We start from the raw sequence: 23042 nt of genomic DNA on the forward strand, positions 1-23042 counted from the left end.
AACAAAAAAGAGGGAATACATACCCCCTCTTTTAATTTAACCGTACTATATTGGTTTTCTTTTAAATTAGACAGATCAATTCCATTTATCTGAACATAGGCTGAGCCTATGAGTATTTAATTATCAGTTTAAACGTAATCTGATTAATGCTGTCACAAAGAAAACCTCCATTTCATTTTAGATGTAATTATCATAGCAAAGTTACACTCGTTTTTTTATGTTATTCATTTTCAAATTAATATCCGTATAAAACATCTTTTTTGATTTTTTGCTTAGAAACTTTATTTTCTTGTAAATAGGCTGAAACAGAATCCACCATAGACTTCGGTCCGGCAATAAAGTATTTTTCATTATCCTTATATAGCTGCATATACTTATCTATTTCATTATATAAACGATCCCTTGAGTCAAAATAAGTAACACTGATAGAAGTACTATTAGCTATGTCATTAAGTTCATCTTTGAAAATATATGATTTATCGCTGTCCATATAGAGTAGATGGATTGGTTTTTGATTAGAATTTCCCTCTAAGTCAAGTTGTTTCAATATGGACCTGAATGGTGTAATCCCGATTCCTCCAGCAATTAAGATGGTAGGACTATCAGCTTTTAAGTGAAATGCCCCTACTGGTCCCGACATAGTAATTGTCATTCCAGGTTTTAATTCCAACAGAGCTTTTTTATACTCACTTGGGGTGTCATTAATTTTTGTTGTAATACGAATTGTATCTTCCTTAGGAGCAGATGCCACACTGAATGGTTTCGTACCACTTTTTATTTTCTTATGTGTAATCGTAAATAAACCGTGTTGACCTGCTTCCCAGGTTAAATCTTGTCCTTTTTTAAATTGAAAACTGTACACATTATCCGATTCTTTTTTACTCCCTAGAAACTCTAATTCTTTCTTCTTAAAAACTGCAATCATATCTTGAAAAAACCCATATCATTAACTCCTTTTTGACGGACTTCGACTTCCCTTATACTCCCCAATAAGGGATATTAACCCACGTAATTAAAGTATCTTTTTAAGTTCTTCCACTTTATATGCCCAACCACTTTTTGCACCATGGAATGCATAATCTTCTTGTGCGAATCCAGTGTGTTCAAGATGTACATGAGTTGTTTCGCCTTCTTGTTTTAATGTCCATGTCACTACTGTATCAATCGGCCCACCGACCCATGTATACGATAGTTTGTTAGGCTCATCAACAACTAAGACTTCACTATCTACAACTAAATCAATTTCTTTATTCCAAAACTGACACTTAGATCCTACAATAGGTTGAAAATTATTCTCCATCACCCATTTTGCAAGTGTGTCTGATTGTGTTAAAGCGTCCCAAACTTTATGAATAGGGCTTTTAAATTGAAAATCTAATGATATATCTGCCATTTTTATTCCTCCAATATATTTTTAAGTAGTAATGCTCTTTCATTCCAAAACTTCTCATAAAAGGATAACCAATCTTTTACTTCCTGCAAGGGAGCTGGATTTAGTTTATACCTTGTTTCTCGACCTGCTTTTCGGTTCGTCACTAAATCTGCCTCCTTTAGGATAGTCAGATGTTTCGATACAGCAGTACGTCCCATTTTAAATTGTGCAGTTAATTCATGTAGAGGTAACTCATCTCCATCTGCCAATATGCGTATTAATTTACGTCTAGTTGGATCTGCAATAGCTACAAAAACATCACGTTTATGTTCTGTTTGGTTCAAAGCCTTTCCCCCTCTTCTTCATAAGACACTAAATAGTGTCCCTATTATATGACACCATTTAGTGTCCAGTCAAGTAGTTTGTAAAATGCTTTATTAATTTTATTTTCACTCATTTTCAATATATAACTTTTGCCATTTTCGAGATGAATTAAAAAAAGGACTGAATCAATACCTGATTCAGCCCTACTTTATTATATAGATAATTCTTTAATGACCCTTGCTGGGTTACCACCGACTACAACATTGTCTGGAACATCCTTCGTCAAAACTGCACCTGATGCGATAACTACATTATCTCCCACAGTAATTCCTGGATTAATAATTGCATTTCCACCAATCCAAACATTATGTCCAATAGTAATAGGTTTTGCATACTCTGTTCCCGAATTGCGCTCAATTGGATTTAAAGGGTGTGTTGCAGTATAAAGTTGTACTCCAGGTCCTAGCATACAATTATCTCCAAAACGCACCTCAGAAACGTCTAATATTATACAATCAAAGTTCGCATAAAAGTTTTCACCAACATATGTATTATAGCCATAATCAAAACGTATATTTGGTTCCATAAATATGTTTTCGCCTGTTGAACCGAGTAGATCCTTTAATAGTTCGGTCCGCTTCTCTGTTTCATTTTCCAATGTTTGATTATATATTCTAACTTTGCGTCTAGCTTCCAAGCGATCCTTGATTAACTCTGGATCTGCAGGATCATACATTTCTCCTGCTATCATCTTTTCCTTTTCAGTTTTCATGTTATACTCCTCCTCATGATTGAAATAACCTATTTATTTCCTCACGATTAAACTCGTTAATCCAATCATTGTAATTTTCATAAATAGGCTGAATCCTAGCTTGCTCTGACGCTATTACTTCACACCCTCTATCATCATAAACATAAAAAATAATATGTTTTGTAACATTGATGAAAAATACATCTGGCTTGTACAACCCATAAGGATTATGCAATCTTGGTTTGAGAGAAGGGAAATCTTGATTACATATTGCTTTTAATAACAAAGTATAGTTGATATCTTGCTTTCTACATAGTAATGAAAATTGGGATGTGAGAGATTCTTCTGCTTCTTCTTCATCTTCAAACATAAAAGGTAGTAATTGCTGTTTTAACTGATAACGAACGGTTTTATTTTTAATGAAATGACGATAGACTTTCATTTTCTTGTTACTCTGTCTCTGGAATATCTTTTTTTTGTATAGATTGGTTACTAACAAGATTTTATCGTTTTCTGCAAACAATTCATGAAAAAGTGTAAGAGTTTGTTTATATACCATATTGAAGTATTCAAGGTTAAGTTCATCGGAGTCACTTTTCAGTTGATAAAGACCTTTTGCCAAGTCAAAGTGTAGTCCAACACTCCATTGATCATATAAACTGGGCTTTAGTATAAGTTTTGGAAAATTATCGTTTAAGTAGTCTTTTAAATCCATCTACTAACTCCAATCTAATTACGCAATACTTCCTCCATGCATCGAAAATAAATAAAAATCTTCACCATCAGTAATCGTCCAACCATCATAGTAAGTGCTCGAATGAAAAATGTCTAAAAAAACATCTCCAATTTGGATAATTAGTAACGGATTTTGTTCAAACAATTGAATATCTACAATGATTTTTCCAACTAATAGATCTCTAGCTGTTTTCCATTCACTGGAATTAACCTTGACATCCATGTCACCTAGAACTATTACATCCCTATCTCTAATACGCCACGGACACTCTATTATAATTACACCTTTATCAAGTTCGACAATAAAGTTAACATCTGAATCAATTGCAGTCACTTGCTTTCCGATTATGTCGTCAAATCTAATATTACTTCTTTTCGTATGCCAAAGTTTTCGTGCATGTGTAACAATCCAGTCATTAATCTTTTCCTCTGTATATTGATACAAATTATCTCCATATTGTAAGTCATCCATGGCATCACTAATTTCCTGCCATTCCATCTGTACTTCTATTAGTTCATAATTCAGTGCACATTGATAAAGTTCCTTAACTATATCCATCGCATGCTTATTAGATAACAGTAAGTGGGAGTGGAGTTGTTTTATATGATTATGTACACAGACCTCTATAGTAGGGGCTTCTCTTTGTATTGCCTTCATCGCTTTTTCAAACATGTCCTCTATTTCAAATAGATTGTAAGGTTCTTTCATACTAGCCAACTTTTTAATTTCAAGAACATCCATATGTAAAGATGAAATCGCCCATTCTACATAATCGGTAGGCTTTACTGTATCTGTGTATTTTTTGTAGTATAACTCTAATATATTGATGTTCACCCCTCCATTTCATATATTTAGATAAACTAATCATTAATTACATCAATTAGGTCACGATGGATAGTTACAAAATACGCCTCTAATACGCCTTCTAATTGATCAGATAGATCATAATACTTTCCATCCGCTTCTGCAATTAGGCTATAAAACTCCTCATCATCCACTTCTTCTTTTTCTAAGGCAACATATAATTTCCACAACTCTAGCCCATATTGTTTTTCAATTCTAGCATATTCAGGGGCACCAATTCTTTCTAGTATTCTTGTTAGATTATCTAAATACTGTTCAATTCCAATTTTTTCAATTACATCAGATTGCCACCTCAAAAAACTTTCATGACCGCCACTTTCCATTTCTGAGTAATATTGAAGAACAAGGTAGGCTTCATTTGCTACTTGATTTTCTACCGGATAATCATATTCTGTTAGGGCTGAAATAACAGCGTTCCATATATCCCATGAGTGCAATAATTGACTTTGACTCTTCTTAGGCTTCATAGTTACCTCTTTTCAGTTACCTTTATTTTATTTCCTCAATTAATTCTCTTAATTGTTTCGTCACTTTCTCAGATGACACATAAGTCTCACCATCTTCTACCATATACATAAAGACACTTTGTTCCCCTTCCTCTCCTAACCATAAATGAATCGCATGCTTAGGAAGGTCTTCTCCGTAACTGACTACTATGTCATAATCAGGATTTGCATTACGCAAATCCCTCTTCTGCTTTAAGGCCGACCGTATTGCTGTTTCAAATAATTTAATTGATTTGTTATCCTGAAAAGAATGGAGGTAATCTAAGTTCATGTCTCCAACTTCATTAGATATTGAAATATTTATTTCTTGTATTTTTTCATCTAATAAAACCATTATATTGTCTGGACGAGCCTGACAACCAATTAATAAAAAAATTCCTATAAAGAAAAGTATCGATAATAGTACTTTCATTCATATGTATCTCCTTAGCTAAAGTAATTTTCCCAAAACATATAATAATAAACTCCATTCAATTACATCCAAAAAAACGTTTCTACCTTAGTAGAAACGCTCTACTGCATTTAAGTGAAACTTAGTATTATAAAAAACAATATTAATTACTTTGCGCTTTTTTCCAATGCACTTCGGCCTCATCCAGATGCTCTAATACTTCATTTGCAACTCTTTCATAAATGCTACCTAACTGGACACCTAGATCATACCGATACCAAGACCCATTTTCATTATTTAATCTTAATCTATCATTTATGTCATGTGCTGTTACTTTATTAGGCGGCACATACTCTCCCCAAGAATGTGTAAATCCTTCTGGTGGACAGACAGCAACCTCAATCACAAAACCTCCACCATACTTATCAAATTGGAAAGTCAATAGTTCAATTTGCGAATGACTAATTCTTCTGAAATGTGGGAAGGAACCCTTAAATCCCTTTTTTCTTAATTCAGGAACGACAACCGACTTTAAGGCTGAAACCATCTCTAATCTTCCAGATGACATGTTACCACCGTCTTCTTTTTAAGTAATAAATGCCTCTGACGGGATTCGAACCCGCACTCACTGGTGTTAAGCATAGGCTAGGGGAGAACACGCTTCCCTACGGAATTTCACCGACAGGAATTTCACCTGTCTCAGCTAATTTGCTTTTCGGTGCTTCTGAAACCCTTGCATTAAGACCCGGTTCTACAATGTTTTCCGGCGCTCTTCCCTTCTAGAGCTACAGAGGCATGATATAATAAATATATGAAAAATTTAGGTTAGATACAATCCTTTAATAAAAAATTTATTATTTTTACAAAAAAGACAAATATAAGTTTATTAAGTTTTATTTTAGAGAATTATAATCTAGATAGGTGGAGATTTTTATAATGAAGGGACGGGTTAATCATGATTGGTATGGGGTATCGGACAATTAAGACAGCTATTGGGGCAGGACTAGCAATGTGGATTGCCAGTACGCTACAACTAGAGTTTGCAACGTTTGCTGCTATAATTGTTATTATGTGTATTGAAACAACAAAGAAAAGAACACTCTATACTATTAAAGATAAACTGTTTGCCTCCATTCTATCTTTAATTCTTGGAATGATCGTTTTTGAACTATTAAGCTACCACCCTATAGTATTTGCACTATTTATCCTCCTGTTTATGCCAATCCTTGTGAAAATTCGTATTCAAAGTGGATTTATCACGAGCATGGTTGTTCTTTTACATATATATACCGTTCAAGAAGCAAGCATACGTGTGTTTCTAAACGAACTTGCTGTCATTTCCATAGGTATCGGAATTGCATTACTCGTAAATAGCATTATGCCAAGCTTTAAGAAAGATATAGAGAATTTAAAGTCTAAAATTGAAGAAAAGTATAGTACGATTCTGTTTGAGTTCCATGCCCATTTAAAGGATAGAAACCGTAAATGGAATGGGCAGGAAATAACTGAATCTGATACTATCATTAATCAAGCAAAAGCAACAATTATTCAAGATATAGAAAACCATCTTCTTAGAGAGGAAAATAAGGACTATAACTACTTCAAGATGCGTGCAGACCAGTTAGAAATATTAAAGCGGATGATTACGATTGTTGGCATTGTCTCCGCTTCTGAATTACATATTAAGCAAAAAGAGATGCTTGCAGACTTCTTCTTAAATATTAGTCAAAATGTCCGCTCCAACAATGTGAATGTTGCTCTTGAGAAGTTAACTGACTATGAAGAATCTATCCGTGAAACGGAACTACCAAAATCAAGGGAAGAGTTTGAAGTTAGGGCAAATCTATATTACTTGAACTTTGAAATTAAGAACTACTTAATCATTAAGCAAAAACTAATGAGTTAGTTTTATCATGTCAGTTTTCAATCATTACCGTTATTCAGGACATTTTCCTAAAAAGCTGATTAATCCCCTAAAATGATAATTAGGGGATTAATCAGTTAACTGTATCTAGTTAGAAATTATTAATTCAACCGCTTTTTCTAGCAATTCATCCCTGTTCTCTCTAATCCCTTCGATTGTCGGTGTCACAGTAATGTCTGGAACGATTCCTACTCTTTGAGTTTCCGTGCCGTCTGGGTAATAAATGCCTATACCCGATATTCCTGTTGTAATACCACCAGGCAAGGAAAATAAGGAGACATCTCCATCTGCACCTGCTGTTGTACTACCAATAACAGTTACATCAGGTGCTGTTCGAAATGCCATAGCAGTAAATTCTGCCTGGCTTTGTGTAAGTTCGTTTACGAGGATGATAACTTTACCTTGATAGAAGTCCTCGTTTTCTCTCCCTACCATGTATGTTTCTTTCATATAAAAAAGACCCGGTTCTTTTATACTTCCTGTTGATAATTTCACAAATCTTTTGCTTTGAGGAAGTAAATATTCTCCAAACGTATATACGATAAATTCAGCTGGATAACTTCTTAAGTCAATAATTAATCCGTTTGTATCATTAATTTGAGATGTAACCTCAGGTATATATTCATTCTCCATGCTTCCTGCATAAATATAAGCAATATTTGAGTCTAGTAGTTGAAAGTAATCTTTATTTAGTTGATATGGGTTGTAGTCGGTTATTCCAAGTTCTGAAGGAGGATACAATTCAATTGTGACATTAACAGCTCTCCCATCTCTATTAACCTCAATATTTAATACGTCATCATTTGCCCTTAATAATTTGCGGGCAATATCCCTTAATTGAGTTGTATAGTTTGAGGCAGGTATATACTTTAACTTCTGTTCCACAATCTCCTCAACTGGCTCATTATTAATTTTTGTAATTACATCTCCAATCGCAACCCCAGTTTCTTCACCTAGTGTATCATCATAATAATCCGATACAACTAGTTTATTTTCCACAAACCTTACAATGAAAGGAGAATAATGATTACCCCAAAATTCCTCAATAACAGGATGTTTCTCATATATATTTGCATGAGTGTCTTGAACTCTAGCAATTATTTCTAAGACAGTAAGTTTATAATCCTGCTCATTGGTAGCATGTAAAAATTTAGGTATAAATTCTTTAAGCACTTCGTCCCAGTCATCGTCAATTAGATATTTATACGGAAAATAGTACTCTATAATATTCCAATAACGATATAGCGACAATAGCTGATATTCTATATTGGGATATTTCAAATTATCATAGGGTACTTCATTAAATTGCGGATTTCCAATATTAGTCAGTGAAACATAATGATTAGCACCTGTTCTTTTAGCGTTTTTAATATTTAGCAAATGGGTTACCAAATTTTCATCTAGATTAGAATTTGTAATCCAATCCAGTTCAGGCTCGAACTTAACTTCTCTTAGACTAGTACTTTTATTGTCACCTTCTTCAACTGCCCCTAAATCAACTATCCATTCAACTAGAATATCATCTCGTTCTTCGTCATTATGGCTTTGCATAACTTGGGTTAGAATGTTGAATAATTCTCGATCCCAATCCATGTCTCCACTTGCCACTTTAGGATGATAGTATTTTAAAAACCCCCAAATCTTTCCCAATAAAAATAAATCATCAATCCTTTCACTTGAAAGGATTATTTCCTCAATTTGCTTATCAAGGTGATTTTCTATGGTATTTCCTGATCTTGTTTCCGAAACATTAACTTCTTCATTTCCTAATGGATTTAATAACCCAATTATAAATAAACCTATTACACACACGGAGATGATGATCCATTTTTTCTTCATTTCAACCTCCTTAAAATAAATTAATCCTCTTTAAAGAGTTAAATATAATAAATACTATATCTATCCAATAAATCGAGCACACCTATCTGCATCGTAACATGGGATTTTTTCAGATATTCCTGTACGTTTATGTATTGTTCAGTTGAAAATTGCTCGATATTCATAATGACACGTTCATTCCTGAGTTCCTTTAATTTAATCCCTGGAATAATTTCTTTTAATTCTTCAATTAATCTAGTATTGTTTCTAGAACTAAACTTTAAGTAAATTTCTTCCTGTTGCAATGTTTCCCCGTAATCTCGAGAGTATATAATCTCTCCATTTTTTAAAAAGAATATCTTGTCAGCGTACTTCTCTAGATTCTCTAATAGGTGTGAGGCGATGATAATAATTTTTCCCTCTTTCTTTTTTTCTTCTAATAACTTTGAGATGAGCTCTACATTATCCGGATCCAAACCGTTCATTACCTCATCCATAAGCATGTATGGTGTATTTGCTACTATTTGCATTGCCAAACATAATCTTTGTCTCATACCAAGTGAATATTGGTATGTTTTGTTATTTACATAATGAGCTATATTTAACCGTTCGATAACCTCTTCTGGATTAATAGCAGTTTGACTCCACATTTGTCGATATATATTTAAGTGATCCACACCACTTAAATGATTATATAAATCACTTTGATCTGGCATCATTGATATTTGCGCACGAATTTTTGCTTCATTCTTCTTACTCGTATATCGAAGGTTCTTATCAAATATCACTTCACCTTGATTAGGAGTTACATAATTCATTAAAACATTAAGCAAAGTGGTTTTTCCTGTTCCATTTGGTGCAACTAAACCAATAATCTCTCCTGGATTCAATGTTTTTGTAATCCCATTAAGTACCTTTCTCTCTCCAAATTGGACAACGATATTCTTTATTTGAATCAATTAAAATTCCCACCTATTCTTTTATATAGTCATTTTTTTCTTATTGATAACAACTTTAATAAATAACAGGACAATGATGACCGTTAATAAGAGTACTAGAAACCCTTTCTCTGGAGTTAAGGCATCTGTATAAAGCGTATAATTTTTATATCCGGTAAGAACATCCCCAATTTGAACATAGGATGTCGGTAAATAACTTAACCACTCCTTAGGTACCCAACCCCTTTGATGATAGATAATTTCCACAAAACAAACGACACCAATAATTAGATTAAAATATTCATTTTTAAGTAAAATGCTCATTAATAGTACTAAGCCAATAATTAACATGAACCATAATAATACTATTGCTAAATATTTTAGTAGATACATTCCCATGGACATACTTTCAAATGTTTCATTGTTAAAAAACGCAAAGTTATAGGTTACTGCTGGTAAATCTAGTGAACCAAATCCATTACGTAAACCAATAATGAGAAATGCTGGGATTAGTAGAATTATACTTACAAGACTGCCAATTAGAGCAACAATCCCCTTTAAAATGATTCGTTTAAATGGTGTCATTGGAAAACCATTCACCATACTAGGGTGTTTCCTATCTTTCATCACAATATCATTGCTTAATAGTAGACAAGTTAAGAGTAATATATATGGTAGGCCGGATTCTAACATTCGTTTAAGGGTCTGAAGAGCAGTTCGTTCTTCTAAAACATTCACATCTAACTTATAATCCGCAATTGCATAATGGCCATATCTTTCCGCAGTGTAAAGGTAATTGTAATGTCCATCTTCTTTAGCAAAACGATTTCCATACGTATAATAGCGTGGGTTAAAGCGTAAAACATCAAATGGATCTGTTCTAATCATTTCAACTGCGTATAAATACCATTCTTGTGTTGCTCTAGCATAGGCATGTAGATCCCCTTTTTCTAAAGCGTCTAACCTTTCCTTGTCATATTCATTCCATTCAGGAAATATTTGAATAGCAAATAACGTGTAATAATGAGTACTATTTTCTATATCTACTGTTTCTAAGAATTCTTTTCGTTCTTCATACCTTGCCTCAATTTCACCTTTATTGACCGCTTCATTTGGTTGATAAGTAGGTGCAATATAAAAGCAATAGTAAAGACTAGCTATTAATAGTAGCGCAAAGAGGATGATGTTTTTTTGATTAATAAAGAATACTTTGAGTTCCCATTTAAGATAATTCATTATGCTTTCCCACCCCCTCTATTCAGCTTATTACTGTGCCTTATTTGACTAAGGTAAAACTGCCAATAGATAAAGAGAAGCATAACAATAAAAGTTGTCACTAAAATGATGAACCCATTGCTTAACCTAATCATTTGATTTCCAGCTGATTCTGCAGTCTGTCCATTAATTAATGTTGAGAAATTAAAATAATTAAATGGCATAAACCATAACCACTTTCCTGTAGCAGGTAATAACTGCATGATGAAAAAGAGAATGAAATGGACAAACGTAATAATATAAAGATTTTTAACGTAATAATTTAATACAATTGAAATAGTTAATGCAGTGAGCGATAAGCAGATAAAATAGATAAAAGATATTCCTATATACTCCCAAATAGCAATTGTAAAATAATCACCGTTAAATATGGCAACAGGGTACGTGAGGTCAATGTCATACATGATAGAGGCAATGAGAATTGTAATAAAGAAAGTAAAAAATAAAAGACCGATGATGAATATGAGATAGCTACATATTTTGGCAAGTAATTTTGTTGCCATTGTAAACGGATAACCCTTTACAAGTGATTGATGGTTTTCTTCTTCTAATAAGATGTCTGAAGAAAATATTCCCACCAATAAATACCAACTATAACCTAATACAAATAGGAAGAGGATAATATATGTTGGAAAGTTAGAATTATCAACTAAAAGTTCCTTATTTTGGTCTTGTATCGCCATATAAAATACTTGGTCCAATCGATTTTGACGATATGTAGGCATATATTGGGCCACTTCATTAAACCCATTCATTGTGTAAATTTCATTACGTACTTGAGTGAGTTCAATTGCACCTTGTATGTATATCGAGTCATCTTTCGTAATAAGCCCCAATGATCTAAGAGCAAGTTTAGTCGATTGGAGATTTAAGTTTCGATAGATTGCTGAAGCAACTTCTGGATCAGTGGCATCAGTTTTCTTATATAAATCTAGTGCAGCATTCTTCGCAACAACTTCAGCAGCTGTTGCAGGTTCAAGCTCTCTAAATTGACTGTTTTCTAAATAAATAAATGAACCAATAATAAATAGGATGATTAACGAGAGAATAGATTTAAACTTGATATTCTTTCGCTCTACTATAAAAATTGTTTTCATTAACGTAAACATATAGTCCTCCTAATGATTAGTTCCAACGATTCCTCACCAATATACTTTCATCCAGCAAATTTAAGGAACTATATTAAAACTACGTTCAGTATATCATTAAAGAATTAATTTTTTAAATATTATAAACAAATAAAAAACAAGCATGGAATGATCAATAAATACAAAAAATAAAAGCCCTCGAATAGCATGAATACTATTCAAGGACTTTTATTCTTTTATATTTAACAAAATCACTATTTCATAAGGCCTTTATTCTACTGTTACACTTTTTGCCAAATTTCTCGGCTTATCAACATCCGCTCCACGATGCAGAGCAGCGTAATAAGCGATAATTTGCAGAGGTATGACTGCAACAAGTGAAGTGAATAATTCATGCACAGCTGGAATAACAAATGCATCATCATCTTGCTCTAAGCCTTTCATGCTAATGATAAGGGCATTTGCTCCTCTTGCTACGACTTCCTGAATGTTTCCACGAATGGAATAATTAACATTCGCCTGTGTTGCTAAACCAATAACAGGTGTGCCTTTTTCAATTAACGCAATTGTTCCATGTTTCAGTTCTCCACCAGCAAAACCTTCTGCTTGAATATAGGAAATTTCTTTTAACTTCAAAGCACCTTCTAACGAAACATAATAGTCCATACTACGTCCGATGAAAAATGCATTTCGAGTTGTTTCTAAATAATCTCTTGTTAGTTGTTCTAACTCTTCTTTTTGTGCAGTTAACACATCCATTGCATTCGCTACGATTCCTAGTTCTTGGAATAAATCAAATTCTAAATCATATCCTCTAGCTTGAGCAGAATCTGCTGCTAATATAGCTAAAACTGCAATTTGAGCTGTGTAAGCTTTTGTTGAGGCTACTGCAATTTCTGGACCTGCATGGAGATGCAATGTATAATCTGCTTCACGAGAAAGGGTGGACCCTGGCACGTTCGTAATCGTTAGTGCTGGATATCCCATTTCTTTAATTTTTACTAATACGGTACGGCTATCCGCTGTTTCCCCACTTTGTGAGATAAAGATAAATAATGGATTCTCAGATAATAACGGCATATTATAAGAGAACTCACTGGATACATGTACTTCAACTGGAATATGAGCTAATTTTTCTATTAGGTTTTTCCCAACTAATCCAGCATGGTAGCTAGTTCCTGCAGCAATAATATAGATACGATCACAACTTTTCATTGCAGCACGAATCGATTCATTAATAATCAAATCACCATGTTCATCTTGATACTCTTTTATTATTTTTCGCATGACAATTGGTTGTTCATCAATTTCTTTTAACATAAAGTGGGCATACGTACCTTTTTCAATATCACTTGCATCAATTTGAGCCGTATATGGAGCTCTTTCTTGATTAGTCCCATCCAATGATTGAATAGTTACAGAATCACGTTTGACAATCACAATTTCTTTATCGTGAATCTCAAGATATTGGTCTGTCACTTTTAATGTTGCCATCGCATCACTTGCAACCACATTAAAGTCTTCACCTACCCCAACTAATAACGGGCTTTTATTTTTAGCTACATATAATGTATCCTCATCTTCCATATCAATCATCGCAATTGCATACGAACCGTTTAATAATCCCATTACAGAACGAAAACTTTCTAACGTATCTTGCTTTTCCTCATAAATCTTTTCAAGTAATTGGACAATTACTTCGGTGTCTGTTTCACTTTGAAAGTTAACATCTTGAAGATACTCACGTTTAAGATCATGGTAGTTTTCAATTACACCATTATGAACAAGCGTAAATCTTCTTGATGCACTTTGATGTGGATGGGCATTACGGGCACTTGGTTCCCCATGAGTAGCCCAGCGCGTATGACCAATTCCCATTGTTGCAGTTACCTCTTCATCCACTTTCTCTCTAAGAGCTGCAATCCGGCCTTTTACTTTAAAAAGATTTAATCCATCTTGATTTAACAATGCAATACCTGCGGAGTCGTATCCACGGTATTCTAATTTTTCTAATCCATTTAATAATACTTCTTTTGAATCATTTGGTCCGATATATCCTACAATTCCACACATTCGTAGTGTTCCTCCTCTAAAGGGGCAACAAACGACCAATGAAAAGAACGATTCATTTTTATGGGGCGTCAATTGCCCCTTTCTCGTGTATTTTCTGTTTACACTCAACTTTTTCCTCTGTGCAGTAAGTTGCCCTACTGTTTTAAGAAAAAGTATCACGACTGGAGTGTGCAATCGGAAGGCATCCGCCGAATTCTTCGATAACCTTCATCCTCGTCAACTATTTTCATTTCCCGATCAGAAAATAGTCCAGGCGCTTTATTAGTATTTGCGTCGACCCTCCTTTTATTTTTTAAAATCATCGCCTATTCTTGGTAAAAAAGTTGAAAAAGTAAGCGACTTTGTAATTTTAACGAAAACATTATTACAGGTCAATCATTATTTTCTGGCGACTTGTATTTAGTATATGTAATGAAGATAAAATGGTTTAATTAAAAAGAGCACACAGAATATTTTCCATGTGCTCCTACTATTAATTTTGATGTTTCTCTAAGAATTCAAGCATTGCATTGTATACTTTAATCTCATTTTCTTTTTTAGAAAAGCCGTGTCCTTCATCATCTAATACTAAGTATTCCACGTCGCGACCTTTTTCTTTAAGCTTTTCTACAATTTGATCAGATTCTTCTTTTACTACACGTGGATCTTTTGCTCCTTGAATAACAAGCATTGGCTTCACCATTGAATCCAAGTATGTTATCGGAGAATCTTTTTCAAAACGTTCCTTATCCCGTTCTGGATCCCCAACCCAACGCTCCATCATTGGCTTCCAATGTTCCGGAACAGAGTTAACAAATGTAAACAAGTTTGATACTCCAAAAATGTCCACAACAGCTTTGAAATATTCAGGATGGCGACCATGAAGTAATAGCGCCATATACCCTCCGTAACTACCACCAACTAGGAATAACTTATCTCTATCCGTAATTCCATTTTCAAACAACCACTCAATAGCTGCTACACAGTCTAATCTAGGACCATGACCCCAATCTTGTTCCACAAGTTTTACAAAGGAAGAGCCATACCCAGTACTTCCGCGGAAGTTCGGCGCAAAGATCGTGTAACCTCGGTTTAGGGCACTTTGGAACATGGCACGGAACATTTTACGTTCAGAAGCTTGAGGGCCGCCGTGTGGCCAGAAGATTGTATGGCCATTATCATTTTCTGGTTTGGCTTTAAATAACAATGCCTCAATTTCCATGCCATCAAAAGATTTATAAGTGACAACGTCTGGTTCAACCATTTCTTCTTTGTCGACACCTAATACACGATTATCAGTTAATAAATCCCATGATTTTCCGTCTGTTGAACGATAAATGTTATAAGGAACTGTAGCACCTCGACCTAGGATATATAGGTTACCTGACTTGGTTACTACTAGTTTCTCTAATACATCAACAGGTGTCTCCATCTTCCTAACTTCACCACTACTTAAATCATAGCGATATAAGTTGTCTTCTACACCTTTCTCCGTAGTAAAGTAAAGAAGATTATTCTCTTTATCATATTCTAAACCTTCAATACTTTCCTTATCGATGTTGACAACCGCTTCGAATTTTTTAGATTCTAAGTTATATTTTGCCACATAGTTATACTCTGCATCATAGTTAGTTGTGAAATAAATATCTTTCTCTCCGACAAAAACCGGACTAGTAGCAACATGAATCTTCTCCGGATTAGGTGTTACACTTACTAGAGAATCACCTTCTTTTACGAATAGCTGAATATATGTATTTGCAAGTAATCGCATATATACAAACACGTCTTCCTTATCTGAAACTCCCGCTAAATATGTCGGTCCATTTTCGCCCACGTTGATTACTTCATCTGAGTTATCTGCTAAGTTTCTTACTCTTGTGTTGAGAAAATTGGGGTTATCTTTTGAAGTCACGTAGTAAATACGATTTCCATCTTCACTTAAATGAGTGAAGTAATACTTTTCAGAAGGTTCACCTGTAATTAACGGTTGCGGTTCTCCACCCTCATTTGATACTGCATAAATTTGATAATTTTCATCACCATCATTATCATAACCCGTCAATACATAACGGCCTTCTGGATCAAATTTGATAAAATTAGAGGATTGGTCTTTTTGCGCAAATAAATATGGGAATGTGTTCGGAAGGTCCATCGCCCATAAGTTCATTTTTCCATTTAAGTTAGTATTAAATACAATTCGTTTTTCATCTTTACTCACCGCAAAGTTTGAGATGACATATGTACGTAGGAATTGTTCTACTGTTGGTTTTGGAAATTTAATCATTCATACTTCCCCCTATAATTAATGATGTGTGTTACATATTACTATTATAACTCATTTTATTTTGTCTGACATTTTTGAATGATTATATTTTTTGTGGGAGGGAAGATGATAATTAAGAGGCATGGGTTATTTCATTTTATGGGGTGATTGAACCTGAGTTTGGGAGATAAGAACTTATTTCGGGCGATTACAACCAAGTTTGGGCGATTAATTCTTTTTTCGGGCGATTACAACCAAGTTTGGACGATTTAAACTTTTTTCGGCGGATTACAACCAAGTTTGGACGATTAGAACAAGTTTGGATCCATCACCAATACCACACACCTCCATAAACCAAATAAAAAATCGCCCCCCTAATTAAGGGAGCGATTTTACCTATTATTCTTTTATTCCGAGCAAATCTTCAATTACTTGAACAATTTGATCTGTATATGTTTCACATTCTTCTTTAGTAGGCGCCTCTACCATTACACGTACAAGTGGTTCTGTACCAGATGGTCTAACTAGAACACGTCCGTTACTTCCAAGCGCCTCTTCAACTTTAGTAATCTCTGCTTTAATTGCTGCGTCATTTAATGCTCTTTCTTTATCAGTAACTCTGACATTTTTAAGTACTTGTGGATAAATGGTCATTTCATTAGCTAGTTCAGAAAGGGGTTTTCCAGTTTCTTTCATTACGTTCACTAATTGAATTGCTGATAACATTCCATCACCAGTTGTACTATAGTCAAGAAAGATAATATGACCAGATTGTTCGCCACCTAAGTTATATCCACTCTTTCTCATTTCTTCCATAACATATCTATCACCAACAGCTGTCTTTACACTACTCATGCCATGTTCATCTAAAGCTTTATAAAATCCGATATTACTCATTACTGTGGAAACAATCGTGTTTTGGCGAAGGAAACCTTTCTCGTTCATAAATTTACCACATATGTACATAATTTGGTCTCCATCTACAATATTACCTTTTTCATCAATCGCAATGAGTCTATCGCCATCCCCATCAAACGCAAGACCAATGTCAGCACCTTTTTCTAATACAAATGACCGCAATGTTTCAGGGTGTGTCGAACCAACGCCCTCATTAATATTTAATCCATCTGGAGAAGCACCGATTGTATAAATATCCGCTTCTAAGTCAGCAAATAAATGCGTTGCTAGACTTGATGTTGCTCCATGTGCACAATCGAGTGCAATACGAATTCCATCAAAATCATTGTCAATTGACTCTTTTAGGAAAGATAAGTATTTTTGCCCTGCTTCAAAATAATCCGAAACTACCCCAACATCTCCACCAACAGGACGTGGCAAATTATCTTCTCCATCCAATAATTTTTCAATTTCTTCCTCTTGTTCATCCAAAAGTTTAAATCCATCTGGACCAAAAAACTTAATCCCGTTGTCTTCCACCGGGTTATGTGATGCAGATATCATAATACCTGCTTGAGCACTTGTTGCTTTCGTTAAATATGCGACTCCTGGAGTTGAAATAACGCCTAAACGCATTACTTCTGCTCCGATTGATAACAGACCTGCTACTAGTGCTCCTTCTAGCATATGCCCAGAAATACGTGTATCCCTCCCAATTAATACCCGTGGCTTAGTAGTTTCTTTAGTAAGTACATAACCACCAAATCTACCTAATTTAAATGCCAATTCTGGTGTTAATTCTTTGTTTGCGATACCTCTTACACCATCAGTTCCAAAATATTTACCCATCTTGTACCTCTCCTTTACTTCTTAATTGACTGGATATTATTTAATTACGGTCAGTAATATCACTCTTCAACTATTTCAATGATTACTTCTTTAACTTCAGGATTAACATCTATGTTCTCAGGTCCAGATACTTCGATTGGAACAGTCCTTCTTCCTGCTTCGAGCCCACTTGCGTCTAAATATGCACGAAAATCGTCAGCGCTTAATTCTCTAACATCTTGTTCATTTCCAGTCACAGATATACTAATGTATTCAGTATTCGGCTCTATAAAATTAACTTCATAACCTGTAGCAAGGTTGTCCACATTTACAGAAACTGCATCTATTACTTTCGTTTGTTCTAATGTAATTTCTACCTCAACTACCGATTCAGGTGTATCTACTTTATCTGGCAAAGCAAGTTTAACCTTTATTGTTTCGGATTGGGTTATTTCAGATAGATCGATTGGTTCTGTGGTTATTTCGTCAATTGTATCGAGTATTTCTGAGATAGCAAAAATTTCAACTTCTTTTGTATCAATTTCCATAGAAGTGATAGCTAGTCCATCTTTCAACTCCCCTGTTGTAGCAACACTAACAGGGACTTTTTTACTTGGATTCTCGATATCTGCTGAAATAATTACTGTTTCTGGTTCAACTCTAACGGCAAGTTCATTTCCTTGGCTATCGTAAACATTTACTGGTAACTCTCGTTTATTAATTGATTCTTTTAATCCAGCAACATCTACAAACACTTTTACGATTCCAATTCGATCAATAATCTCTTTTGAGCTTGTAATTGTGACAGTATCTGTATTTAATTTGTATTCACCTACTTGATACCCTTCCGGAAGTTTATCCGTATTAATGAAATCTACTGTTACATTAAATACATCAGAAGCTCGCTTTTCAATCATTACATCAATTGTTTTTGGTTCTATATAAACTTGTAATTGACTAGAGATATTTTCATAATCTATTTCAACTTCATGTTCGCCTTCTTCTAAATCACGCAAATCAATAAAAACCTCTAAATTCCGTTGTTTAACAACAGGGGTTACTGCACTAGATGGCCCTACTAAAGTAACTGATACAGTTTCAGGTACTCCACTAACCACATAATCTTCACTGTCAATTCGAATATTTAACGGGATATCACGTAAAGTTTCTGTTTGTGTGGATCCCCCAAATAGTGTCGTAAATGAAATTGGACTTTCTTCTGCTGTATCCGCTTCTTCAATTGCTACAAAGACATATAATAGAATTGCAAAACCTAAGGAGATACCACGGATAAACCATTTACTTCGAAACCAATTATCCATCATTTTTCCCCCTTATTTTCCAGGTTTTTTTCTCCGTAGCCCGATAACTAGGAGATAAATTCTCTAGCAAGAAATCACGTAAACCGTCTTGCCCTAAATCTCTTCGTAGTTCACCATTTTTAGTAGCTGAAATTCCTCCAGTCTCCTCAGAAACTACAATAGTTAACGCATCCGTTACTTCACTAATTCCCATTGCAGCACGATGCCTCGTCCCCAATTCTTTGGATATAAAAGGACTTTCAGACAATGGTAAATAACAAGCAGCTGCAACAATTTGGTCATCTTTAATAATGACAGCTCCATCATGTAGAGGAGTATTAGGAGTAAAAATATTTGTGAGTAATTGATGTGTTAAATTCCCGTTTATAGGTATACCTGTTTCAGTATATTCACCAATACCAGTCTCACGTTCAATCGTAATTAATGCACCAATTCTACGTTTTGCCATGTAATTACATGATTGAACAATATCAGTCACTAATTTTTCAAATTTCTCTTCCTCAGATCTAGAACCTCGCGTAAATAGATTTCCTCTTCCCAGTTGTTCTAGTGCCCTTCTCAACTCTGGTTGGAATAATATGATAATAACAAGAACACCCCAGGTAATAATCTGGTTAGTAGCCCACATTAATGTTTGTAATTCAAACAGCATACTAAGTAAACGAATTGCAAAGACAACAACAATTCCTTTTAGTAATTGAATGGCCTTTGTTCCTCGTATTAACATTATTAGTTTATATAGAACATACCAGACGAGGCCAATGTCAACGCCTATTCTTAGTAGGTCTAATATTCCAAAATCCCCATTAGGCATGTCTACACTTCCTTTTATACATCGAATTTTCTTCCCATCTTAAAGCTTGAATTTATACTATGTAAAACCAATTCCCGTACATAATCAATGCAAAACATAATCAGTGAAAATTCCGTTACTATTATACCATATTTTGTATGGATATACGCATCTATATCAAATTCAACAACAAACTAATTCTTTATACAGGTAAAGATAAAAAAAAGGAAGACATTAGCCTTCCTTTAGTTTCTTACTCAATTGAAAAAACACTCTTAAATATTCTTTGAGTATGATACCATAACCATTCAAACATGCGGTCTACTTGTTTAAGTTCTCCGTTTATTTCACCTACGGAAGCCATGAGACCACTACTATCTAATTCATTTTCATCATATATTAACTCACCATTTATTAAGTAAACACTACCATCTACCGTACCTTCAATTTTTAAGTCGCCATTTTGTACGATTAAGTCACCCTCAACAGTAACTCCTTCAGGCACAATAACTGTATTTCCATTAATAATAAGATTCTCAGGGTTAGAGACAACAAGTTGCGAATCTTGCTCCCAAGCTGAAATAATCCCTGTTAACATAAAAATAAAGAAAATAGCTGCAGCAGTTAATACTGGATGCATTTTAAACCAACGTAAATACTTTACATGTTTCTTTTCGACAGGTAATTGTTGCATGACTTTTAATGTAAAGTCTTCTGGTGCTTTAACTCTTTCCGTACTTTGGATTAATGTTATTGTTTTTTTCAATTCATGTAAATGTTTTTGACAAGTAGTACAATCTTCAAGATGCCTTTTTAACTGAGACTCCTCTTCTCTTGTAATATCCCCGTCTAAATGTTTATGCATTAATTTTAATGCTTGTTTATTACAGTCCAAACTGGCTCACTCCTTTTACACATGGCGAAGTTTCTTTCGTAATGCTTCGCGCCCCCGATGAATTCGTGTTTTAACTGTTCCAATCGGGATATCTAAAATTTCACTAATCTCCTGTAAAGAGAATTCTTCTAAATACCGCAACATAATAATACTACGATATTTGGGTGGAAGCTCAGAAATTTGTTTTTGTATATAATTTTGAAGTTCTAATCCTTCTAATTCATCTTCTGGAAGCTTGTCATCAGATGATAGTTGAGAGTACATATCTAAACCTTCTGTTCCTTTTACTTCGGCATCTAGATAATAATCTGGCTTTCGTTTTCGTAATCGATCAATTGTTAAGTTAGTCGCAATACGATAAAGCCACGTGGAGAACTTTCTACGGTCATCATATGAATGAATATTAACATATGCCCGTATGAATGCCTCTTGAGCAATGTCCTCCGCTTCATGTGTACTACCAAGCATCCGATAACAATGCTGAAATATTTTATCCTGGTAGAACATCACTACATCTTCAAATGCAGCTTGGTCCCCTTTTTTGACTTGTTTAATTTTCTCTTTGATCATTAGTTCCATTACATGTACCTCCGCCTGATGCGGTTATTAAACTTTACGTTTCATCCCCAAAAAGGTTTCAATTAATTGATTAAAAAATATTTAATCCCGCTTTTTATATAACATTGTAATATATTAGTCACATTTTCTGCCCATTTTTTGAACTAAACTATATTACTTTATATTATAACGTAAATTTGATACAAAATATCAATTTTTCAAAATTAACTATTGCATTTATCCTATAAATTCCTATATCATAGTTTAATGTATGGTAATAGGGGGAAAACAATATGGATAAACATTTATTAGAACAAATTGAAGAATGCAGAAAAGAATTAATCGCTCTTAGCGATAACAATAAATTAACTTCTAAAATTGTAGTAGAAACTAGTAAAAAATTAGATGATCTTCTAAATGAGTACCAGTCCATAGATCCAAAAGAGTAAAAAGAAAAAGACATCAATTTTATTCTTAAATTAATGTCTTTTTATATATAATATTACTTCAATTTTTCACCAAATAAGGATCCCATTAATCCAACAGCTAGTGTAGCTGTTTTATTCTTTTCATCTAGAATTGGATTTACTTCTACAACTTCTAGAGAAGTAATCATATTAGATTCAGCTAACATTTCCATCGCTAAATGACTTTCTCGATAAGTCATGCCACCTAATACCGGAGTCCCAACTCCAGGTGCCTCGGTTGGATCTAAACCATCTAAATCTAAACTAAGATGTACTCCATCTGTATGCTCTTTAAAGTAGTTAATAGTTTCTTCTAGCACTTTAGACATACCTAATCTATCTATCTCATGCATTGTGTAAACTTTAATTCCAAGTTCTTTAATGAGATCTTTTTCTCCTGGATCTAATGAACGAGCACCAATAATTACAATATTCTCTGGTTTTATCTTCGGTGCATAGTTATATAAATTTGTAAGTCTTTCATGGCCAAGTCCAAGACTTGCGGCAAGTGGCATGCCATGTATATTTCCTGATGGGGATGTATCACTTGTATTTAAATCACCGTGAGCATCATACCATATAACACCTAGATTTTCATAATGCTTAGATATGCCTGCTAGGCTTCCAATCGCAATACTGTGGTCACCACCCAAAATTAGTGGGAAGCGATCTTTTTTTATTTCCTCATCAACCATTTTTGCTAAAATTTCATTTGCTTCAATCACTTGCTCTAAATTCTTTAATTTACTATCCGTGTCTTCGATAACCCCAGGGCGATTAATTGGTATATCTCCCAAATCATGGATATCAAAATTTAAATTCTGCAATCGTTCGATAGCTCCAGCATAACGTAGGGCACTCGGTCCCATATCCACTCCACGGCGACTTTGTCCTAAGTCCATAGGAACACCTATTAAAGAGATTTTATCTTTCATTATATTGCCACCTCCAATTTCATTTTACATGAAGTTAATGTTACG

At 34.3% G+C, this 23042-nt stretch carries 23 protein-coding genes; 2 read left to right on the forward strand and 21 right to left on the reverse strand.

Translation table 11 applies throughout. The features are described from left to right. Positions 1–235: 235 nt before the first annotated feature. From IEV35_RS11340 to IEV35_RS11380, 9 genes are all read right to left on the reverse strand, one after another. On the reverse strand, positions 236–925 hold the full coding sequence (locus tag IEV35_RS11340; RefSeq protein ID WP_188384772.1) for an FAD-dependent oxidoreductase: 690 nt from the start codon (positions 923–925) through the stop codon (positions 236–238). A gap of 87 nt (positions 926–1012) precedes the next feature. Then, a complete protein-coding gene (locus IEV35_RS11345; protein WP_188384773.1) occupies positions 1013–1393 on the reverse strand; it encodes an SRPBCC family protein in 381 nt (126 codons plus the stop codon). Between the two features lie 2 nt (positions 1394–1395). Then, positions 1396–1716, reverse strand: coding sequence for an ArsR/SmtB family transcription factor (locus IEV35_RS11350; protein ID WP_188384774.1), 321 nt, complete (start codon positions 1714–1716; stop codon positions 1396–1398). Between the two features lie 191 nt (positions 1717–1907). Then, on the reverse strand, positions 1908–2468 hold the full coding sequence (locus tag IEV35_RS11355) for a sugar O-acetyltransferase (RefSeq protein WP_188384775.1): 561 nt from the start codon (positions 2466–2468) through the stop codon (positions 1908–1910). A gap of 13 nt (positions 2469–2481) precedes the next feature. After that, the gene (locus IEV35_RS11360) at positions 2482–3162 is read right to left on the reverse strand and encodes a DUF3885 domain-containing protein (protein ID WP_188384776.1); all 681 of its coding nucleotides are present in this window, start codon (positions 3160–3162) and stop codon (positions 2482–2484) included. Between the two features lie 18 nt (positions 3163–3180). Then, positions 3181–4017, reverse strand: a complete 837-nt coding sequence (locus IEV35_RS11365) for a hypothetical protein (RefSeq protein WP_229740726.1) — start codon at positions 4015–4017, stop codon at positions 3181–3183. Between the two features lie 26 nt (positions 4018–4043). Beyond that, positions 4044–4514, reverse strand: a complete 471-nt coding sequence (locus IEV35_RS11370; protein WP_188384777.1) for a DMP19 family protein — start codon at positions 4512–4514, stop codon at positions 4044–4046. Positions 4515–4536: 22 nt separating this feature from the next. Beyond that, positions 4537–4965: a YhfM domain-containing protein gene (locus IEV35_RS11375; protein ID WP_229740727.1), complete on the reverse strand. Its 429-nt coding sequence runs from the start codon at positions 4963–4965 to the stop codon at positions 4537–4539. Positions 4966–5107: 142 nt separating this feature from the next. Then, on the reverse strand, positions 5108–5512 hold the full coding sequence (locus IEV35_RS11380; protein WP_188384778.1) for a DUF4304 domain-containing protein: 405 nt from the start codon (positions 5510–5512) through the stop codon (positions 5108–5110). A 387-nt stretch (positions 5513–5899) separates the two neighbouring features. Here IEV35_RS11380 and IEV35_RS11385 point away from each other — a divergent pair, with 387 nt between their 5' ends. After that, positions 5900–6850, forward strand: coding sequence for an aromatic acid exporter family protein (locus IEV35_RS11385; protein WP_188384779.1), 951 nt, complete (start codon positions 5900–5902; stop codon positions 6848–6850). 105 nt (positions 6851–6955) lie between these two features. Here IEV35_RS11385 and IEV35_RS11390 read toward each other — a convergent pair whose 3' ends face one another. From IEV35_RS11390 to sigW, 11 genes are all read right to left on the reverse strand, one after another. Beyond that, positions 6956–8707 carry a S41 family peptidase gene (locus IEV35_RS11390; RefSeq protein WP_188384780.1) on the reverse strand — a complete coding sequence of 584 codons (1752 nt, stop codon included), beginning with the start codon at positions 8705–8707 and terminating at the stop codon, positions 6956–6958. A gap of 38 nt (positions 8708–8745) precedes the next feature. After that, positions 8746–9645, reverse strand: a complete 900-nt coding sequence (locus IEV35_RS11395; RefSeq protein WP_188384781.1) for an ATP-binding cassette domain-containing protein — start codon at positions 9643–9645, stop codon at positions 8746–8748. Positions 9646–9666: 21 nt separating this feature from the next. Next, complete coding sequence (locus tag IEV35_RS11400) at positions 9667–10860, reverse strand: ABC transporter permease (protein ID WP_188384782.1); 1194 nt, start codon at positions 10858–10860, stop codon at positions 9667–9669. Next, positions 10860–12008, reverse strand: a complete 1149-nt coding sequence (locus tag IEV35_RS11405; RefSeq protein WP_188384783.1) for a hypothetical protein — start codon at positions 12006–12008, stop codon at positions 10860–10862. The genes IEV35_RS11400 and IEV35_RS11405 overlap by 1 nt, the downstream gene beginning before the upstream one ends. 249 nt (positions 12009–12257) lie before the next feature. Then, the gene (gene glmS, locus IEV35_RS11410; RefSeq protein ID WP_188384784.1) at positions 12258–14060 is read right to left on the reverse strand and encodes a glutamine--fructose-6-phosphate transaminase (isomerizing); all 1803 of its coding nucleotides are present in this window, start codon (positions 14058–14060) and stop codon (positions 12258–12260) included. A gap of 472 nt (positions 14061–14532) precedes the next feature. Further along, a complete protein-coding gene (locus IEV35_RS11415; RefSeq protein ID WP_188384785.1) occupies positions 14533–16323 on the reverse strand; it encodes a S9 family peptidase in 1791 nt (596 codons plus the stop codon). A gap of 378 nt (positions 16324–16701) precedes the next feature. After that, complete coding sequence (gene glmM / locus IEV35_RS11420) at positions 16702–18048, reverse strand: phosphoglucosamine mutase (RefSeq protein WP_188384786.1); 1347 nt, start codon at positions 18046–18048, stop codon at positions 16702–16704. A gap of 59 nt (positions 18049–18107) precedes the next feature. Further along, positions 18108–19349 (reverse strand): CdaR family protein, encoded by a 1242-nt coding sequence (locus tag IEV35_RS11425; RefSeq protein WP_188384787.1) that lies wholly within the window; start codon positions 19347–19349, stop codon positions 18108–18110. Further along, a complete protein-coding gene (cdaA, locus tag IEV35_RS11430; RefSeq protein WP_188384788.1) occupies positions 19342–20163 on the reverse strand; it encodes a diadenylate cyclase CdaA in 822 nt (273 codons plus the stop codon). The genes IEV35_RS11425 and cdaA overlap by 8 nt, the downstream gene beginning before the upstream one ends. Positions 20164–20395: 232 nt before the next feature. After that, positions 20396–21037, reverse strand: a complete 642-nt coding sequence (gene rsiW / locus IEV35_RS11435) for an anti-sigma-W factor RsiW (protein ID WP_188384789.1) — start codon at positions 21035–21037, stop codon at positions 20396–20398. A gap of 15 nt (positions 21038–21052) precedes the next feature. Then, positions 21053–21616: an RNA polymerase sigma factor SigW gene (sigW, locus tag IEV35_RS11440; RefSeq protein WP_188384790.1), complete on the reverse strand. Its 564-nt coding sequence runs from the start codon at positions 21614–21616 to the stop codon at positions 21053–21055. A gap of 272 nt (positions 21617–21888) precedes the next feature. Here sigW and IEV35_RS11445 point away from each other — a divergent pair, with 272 nt between their 5' ends. Further along, positions 21889–22044, forward strand: a complete 156-nt coding sequence (locus IEV35_RS11445) for an aspartyl-phosphate phosphatase Spo0E family protein (RefSeq protein WP_188384791.1) — start codon at positions 21889–21891, stop codon at positions 22042–22044. A 53-nt stretch (positions 22045–22097) separates the two neighbouring features. Here the strand turns inward: IEV35_RS11445 and rocF are convergent, their stop codons facing one another. Beyond that, entirely contained in the window at positions 22098–22997 is a 900-nt protein-coding gene (gene rocF, locus IEV35_RS11450; RefSeq protein WP_188384792.1) for an arginase, read from the reverse strand. Positions 22998–23042: the final 45 nt, after the last annotated feature.

Source organism: Ornithinibacillus halotolerans, from assembly GCF_014637405.1.
Classification (GTDB): Bacteria; Bacillota; Bacilli; order Bacillales; family Amphibacillaceae; genus Ornithinibacillus; species Ornithinibacillus halotolerans.

Coding starts and splice junctions, on each gene's coding strand:
- IEV35_RS11340 (WP_188384772.1), bottom strand. CDS start 925: ATGATTGCAGTTTTTAAGAAGAAAGAATTAGAGTTTCTAGGGAGTAAA.
- IEV35_RS11345 (WP_188384773.1), bottom strand. CDS start 1,393: ATGGCAGATATATCATTAGATTTTCAATTTAAAAGCCCTATTCATAAA.
- IEV35_RS11355 (WP_188384775.1), bottom strand. CDS start 2,468: ATGAAAACTGAAAAGGAAAAGATGATAGCAGGAGAAATGTATGATCCT.
- IEV35_RS11360 (WP_188384776.1), bottom strand. CDS start 3,162: ATGGATTTAAAAGACTACTTAAACGATAATTTTCCAAAACTTATACTA.
- IEV35_RS11370 (WP_188384777.1), bottom strand. CDS start 4,514: ATGAAGCCTAAGAAGAGTCAAAGTCAATTATTGCACTCATGGGATATA.
- IEV35_RS11375 (WP_229740727.1), bottom strand. CDS start 4,965: ATGAAAGTACTATTATCGATACTTTTCTTTATAGGAATTTTTTTATTA.
- IEV35_RS11380 (WP_188384778.1), bottom strand. CDS start 5,512: ATGTCATCTGGAAGATTAGAGATGGTTTCAGCCTTAAAGTCGGTTGTC.
- IEV35_RS11385 (WP_188384779.1), top strand. CDS start 5,900: ATGATTGGTATGGGGTATCGGACAATTAAGACAGCTATTGGGGCAGGA.
- IEV35_RS11390 (WP_188384780.1), bottom strand. CDS start 8,707: ATGAAGAAAAAATGGATCATCATCTCCGTGTGTGTAATAGGTTTATTT.
- IEV35_RS11400 (WP_188384782.1), bottom strand. CDS start 10,860: ATGAATTATCTTAAATGGGAACTCAAAGTATTCTTTATTAATCAAAAA.
- IEV35_RS11405 (WP_188384783.1), bottom strand. CDS start 12,008: ATGTTTACGTTAATGAAAACAATTTTTATAGTAGAGCGAAAGAATATC.
- glmS (WP_188384784.1), bottom strand. CDS start 14,060: ATGTGTGGAATTGTAGGATATATCGGACCAAATGATTCAAAAGAAGTA.
- IEV35_RS11415 (WP_188384785.1), bottom strand. CDS start 16,323: ATGATTAAATTTCCAAAACCAACAGTAGAACAATTCCTACGTACATAT.
- glmM (WP_188384786.1), bottom strand. CDS start 18,048: ATGGGTAAATATTTTGGAACTGATGGTGTAAGAGGTATCGCAAACAAA.
- IEV35_RS11425 (WP_188384787.1), bottom strand. CDS start 19,349: ATGGATAATTGGTTTCGAAGTAAATGGTTTATCCGTGGTATCTCCTTA.
- cdaA (WP_188384788.1), bottom strand. CDS start 20,163: ATGCCTAATGGGGATTTTGGAATATTAGACCTACTAAGAATAGGCGTT.
- sigW (WP_188384790.1), bottom strand. CDS start 21,616: ATGGAACTAATGATCAAAGAGAAAATTAAACAAGTCAAAAAAGGGGAC.
- IEV35_RS11445 (WP_188384791.1), top strand. CDS start 21,889: ATGGATAAACATTTATTAGAACAAATTGAAGAATGCAGAAAAGAATTA.
- rocF (WP_188384792.1), bottom strand. CDS start 22,997: ATGAAAGATAAAATCTCTTTAATAGGTGTTCCTATGGACTTAGGACAA.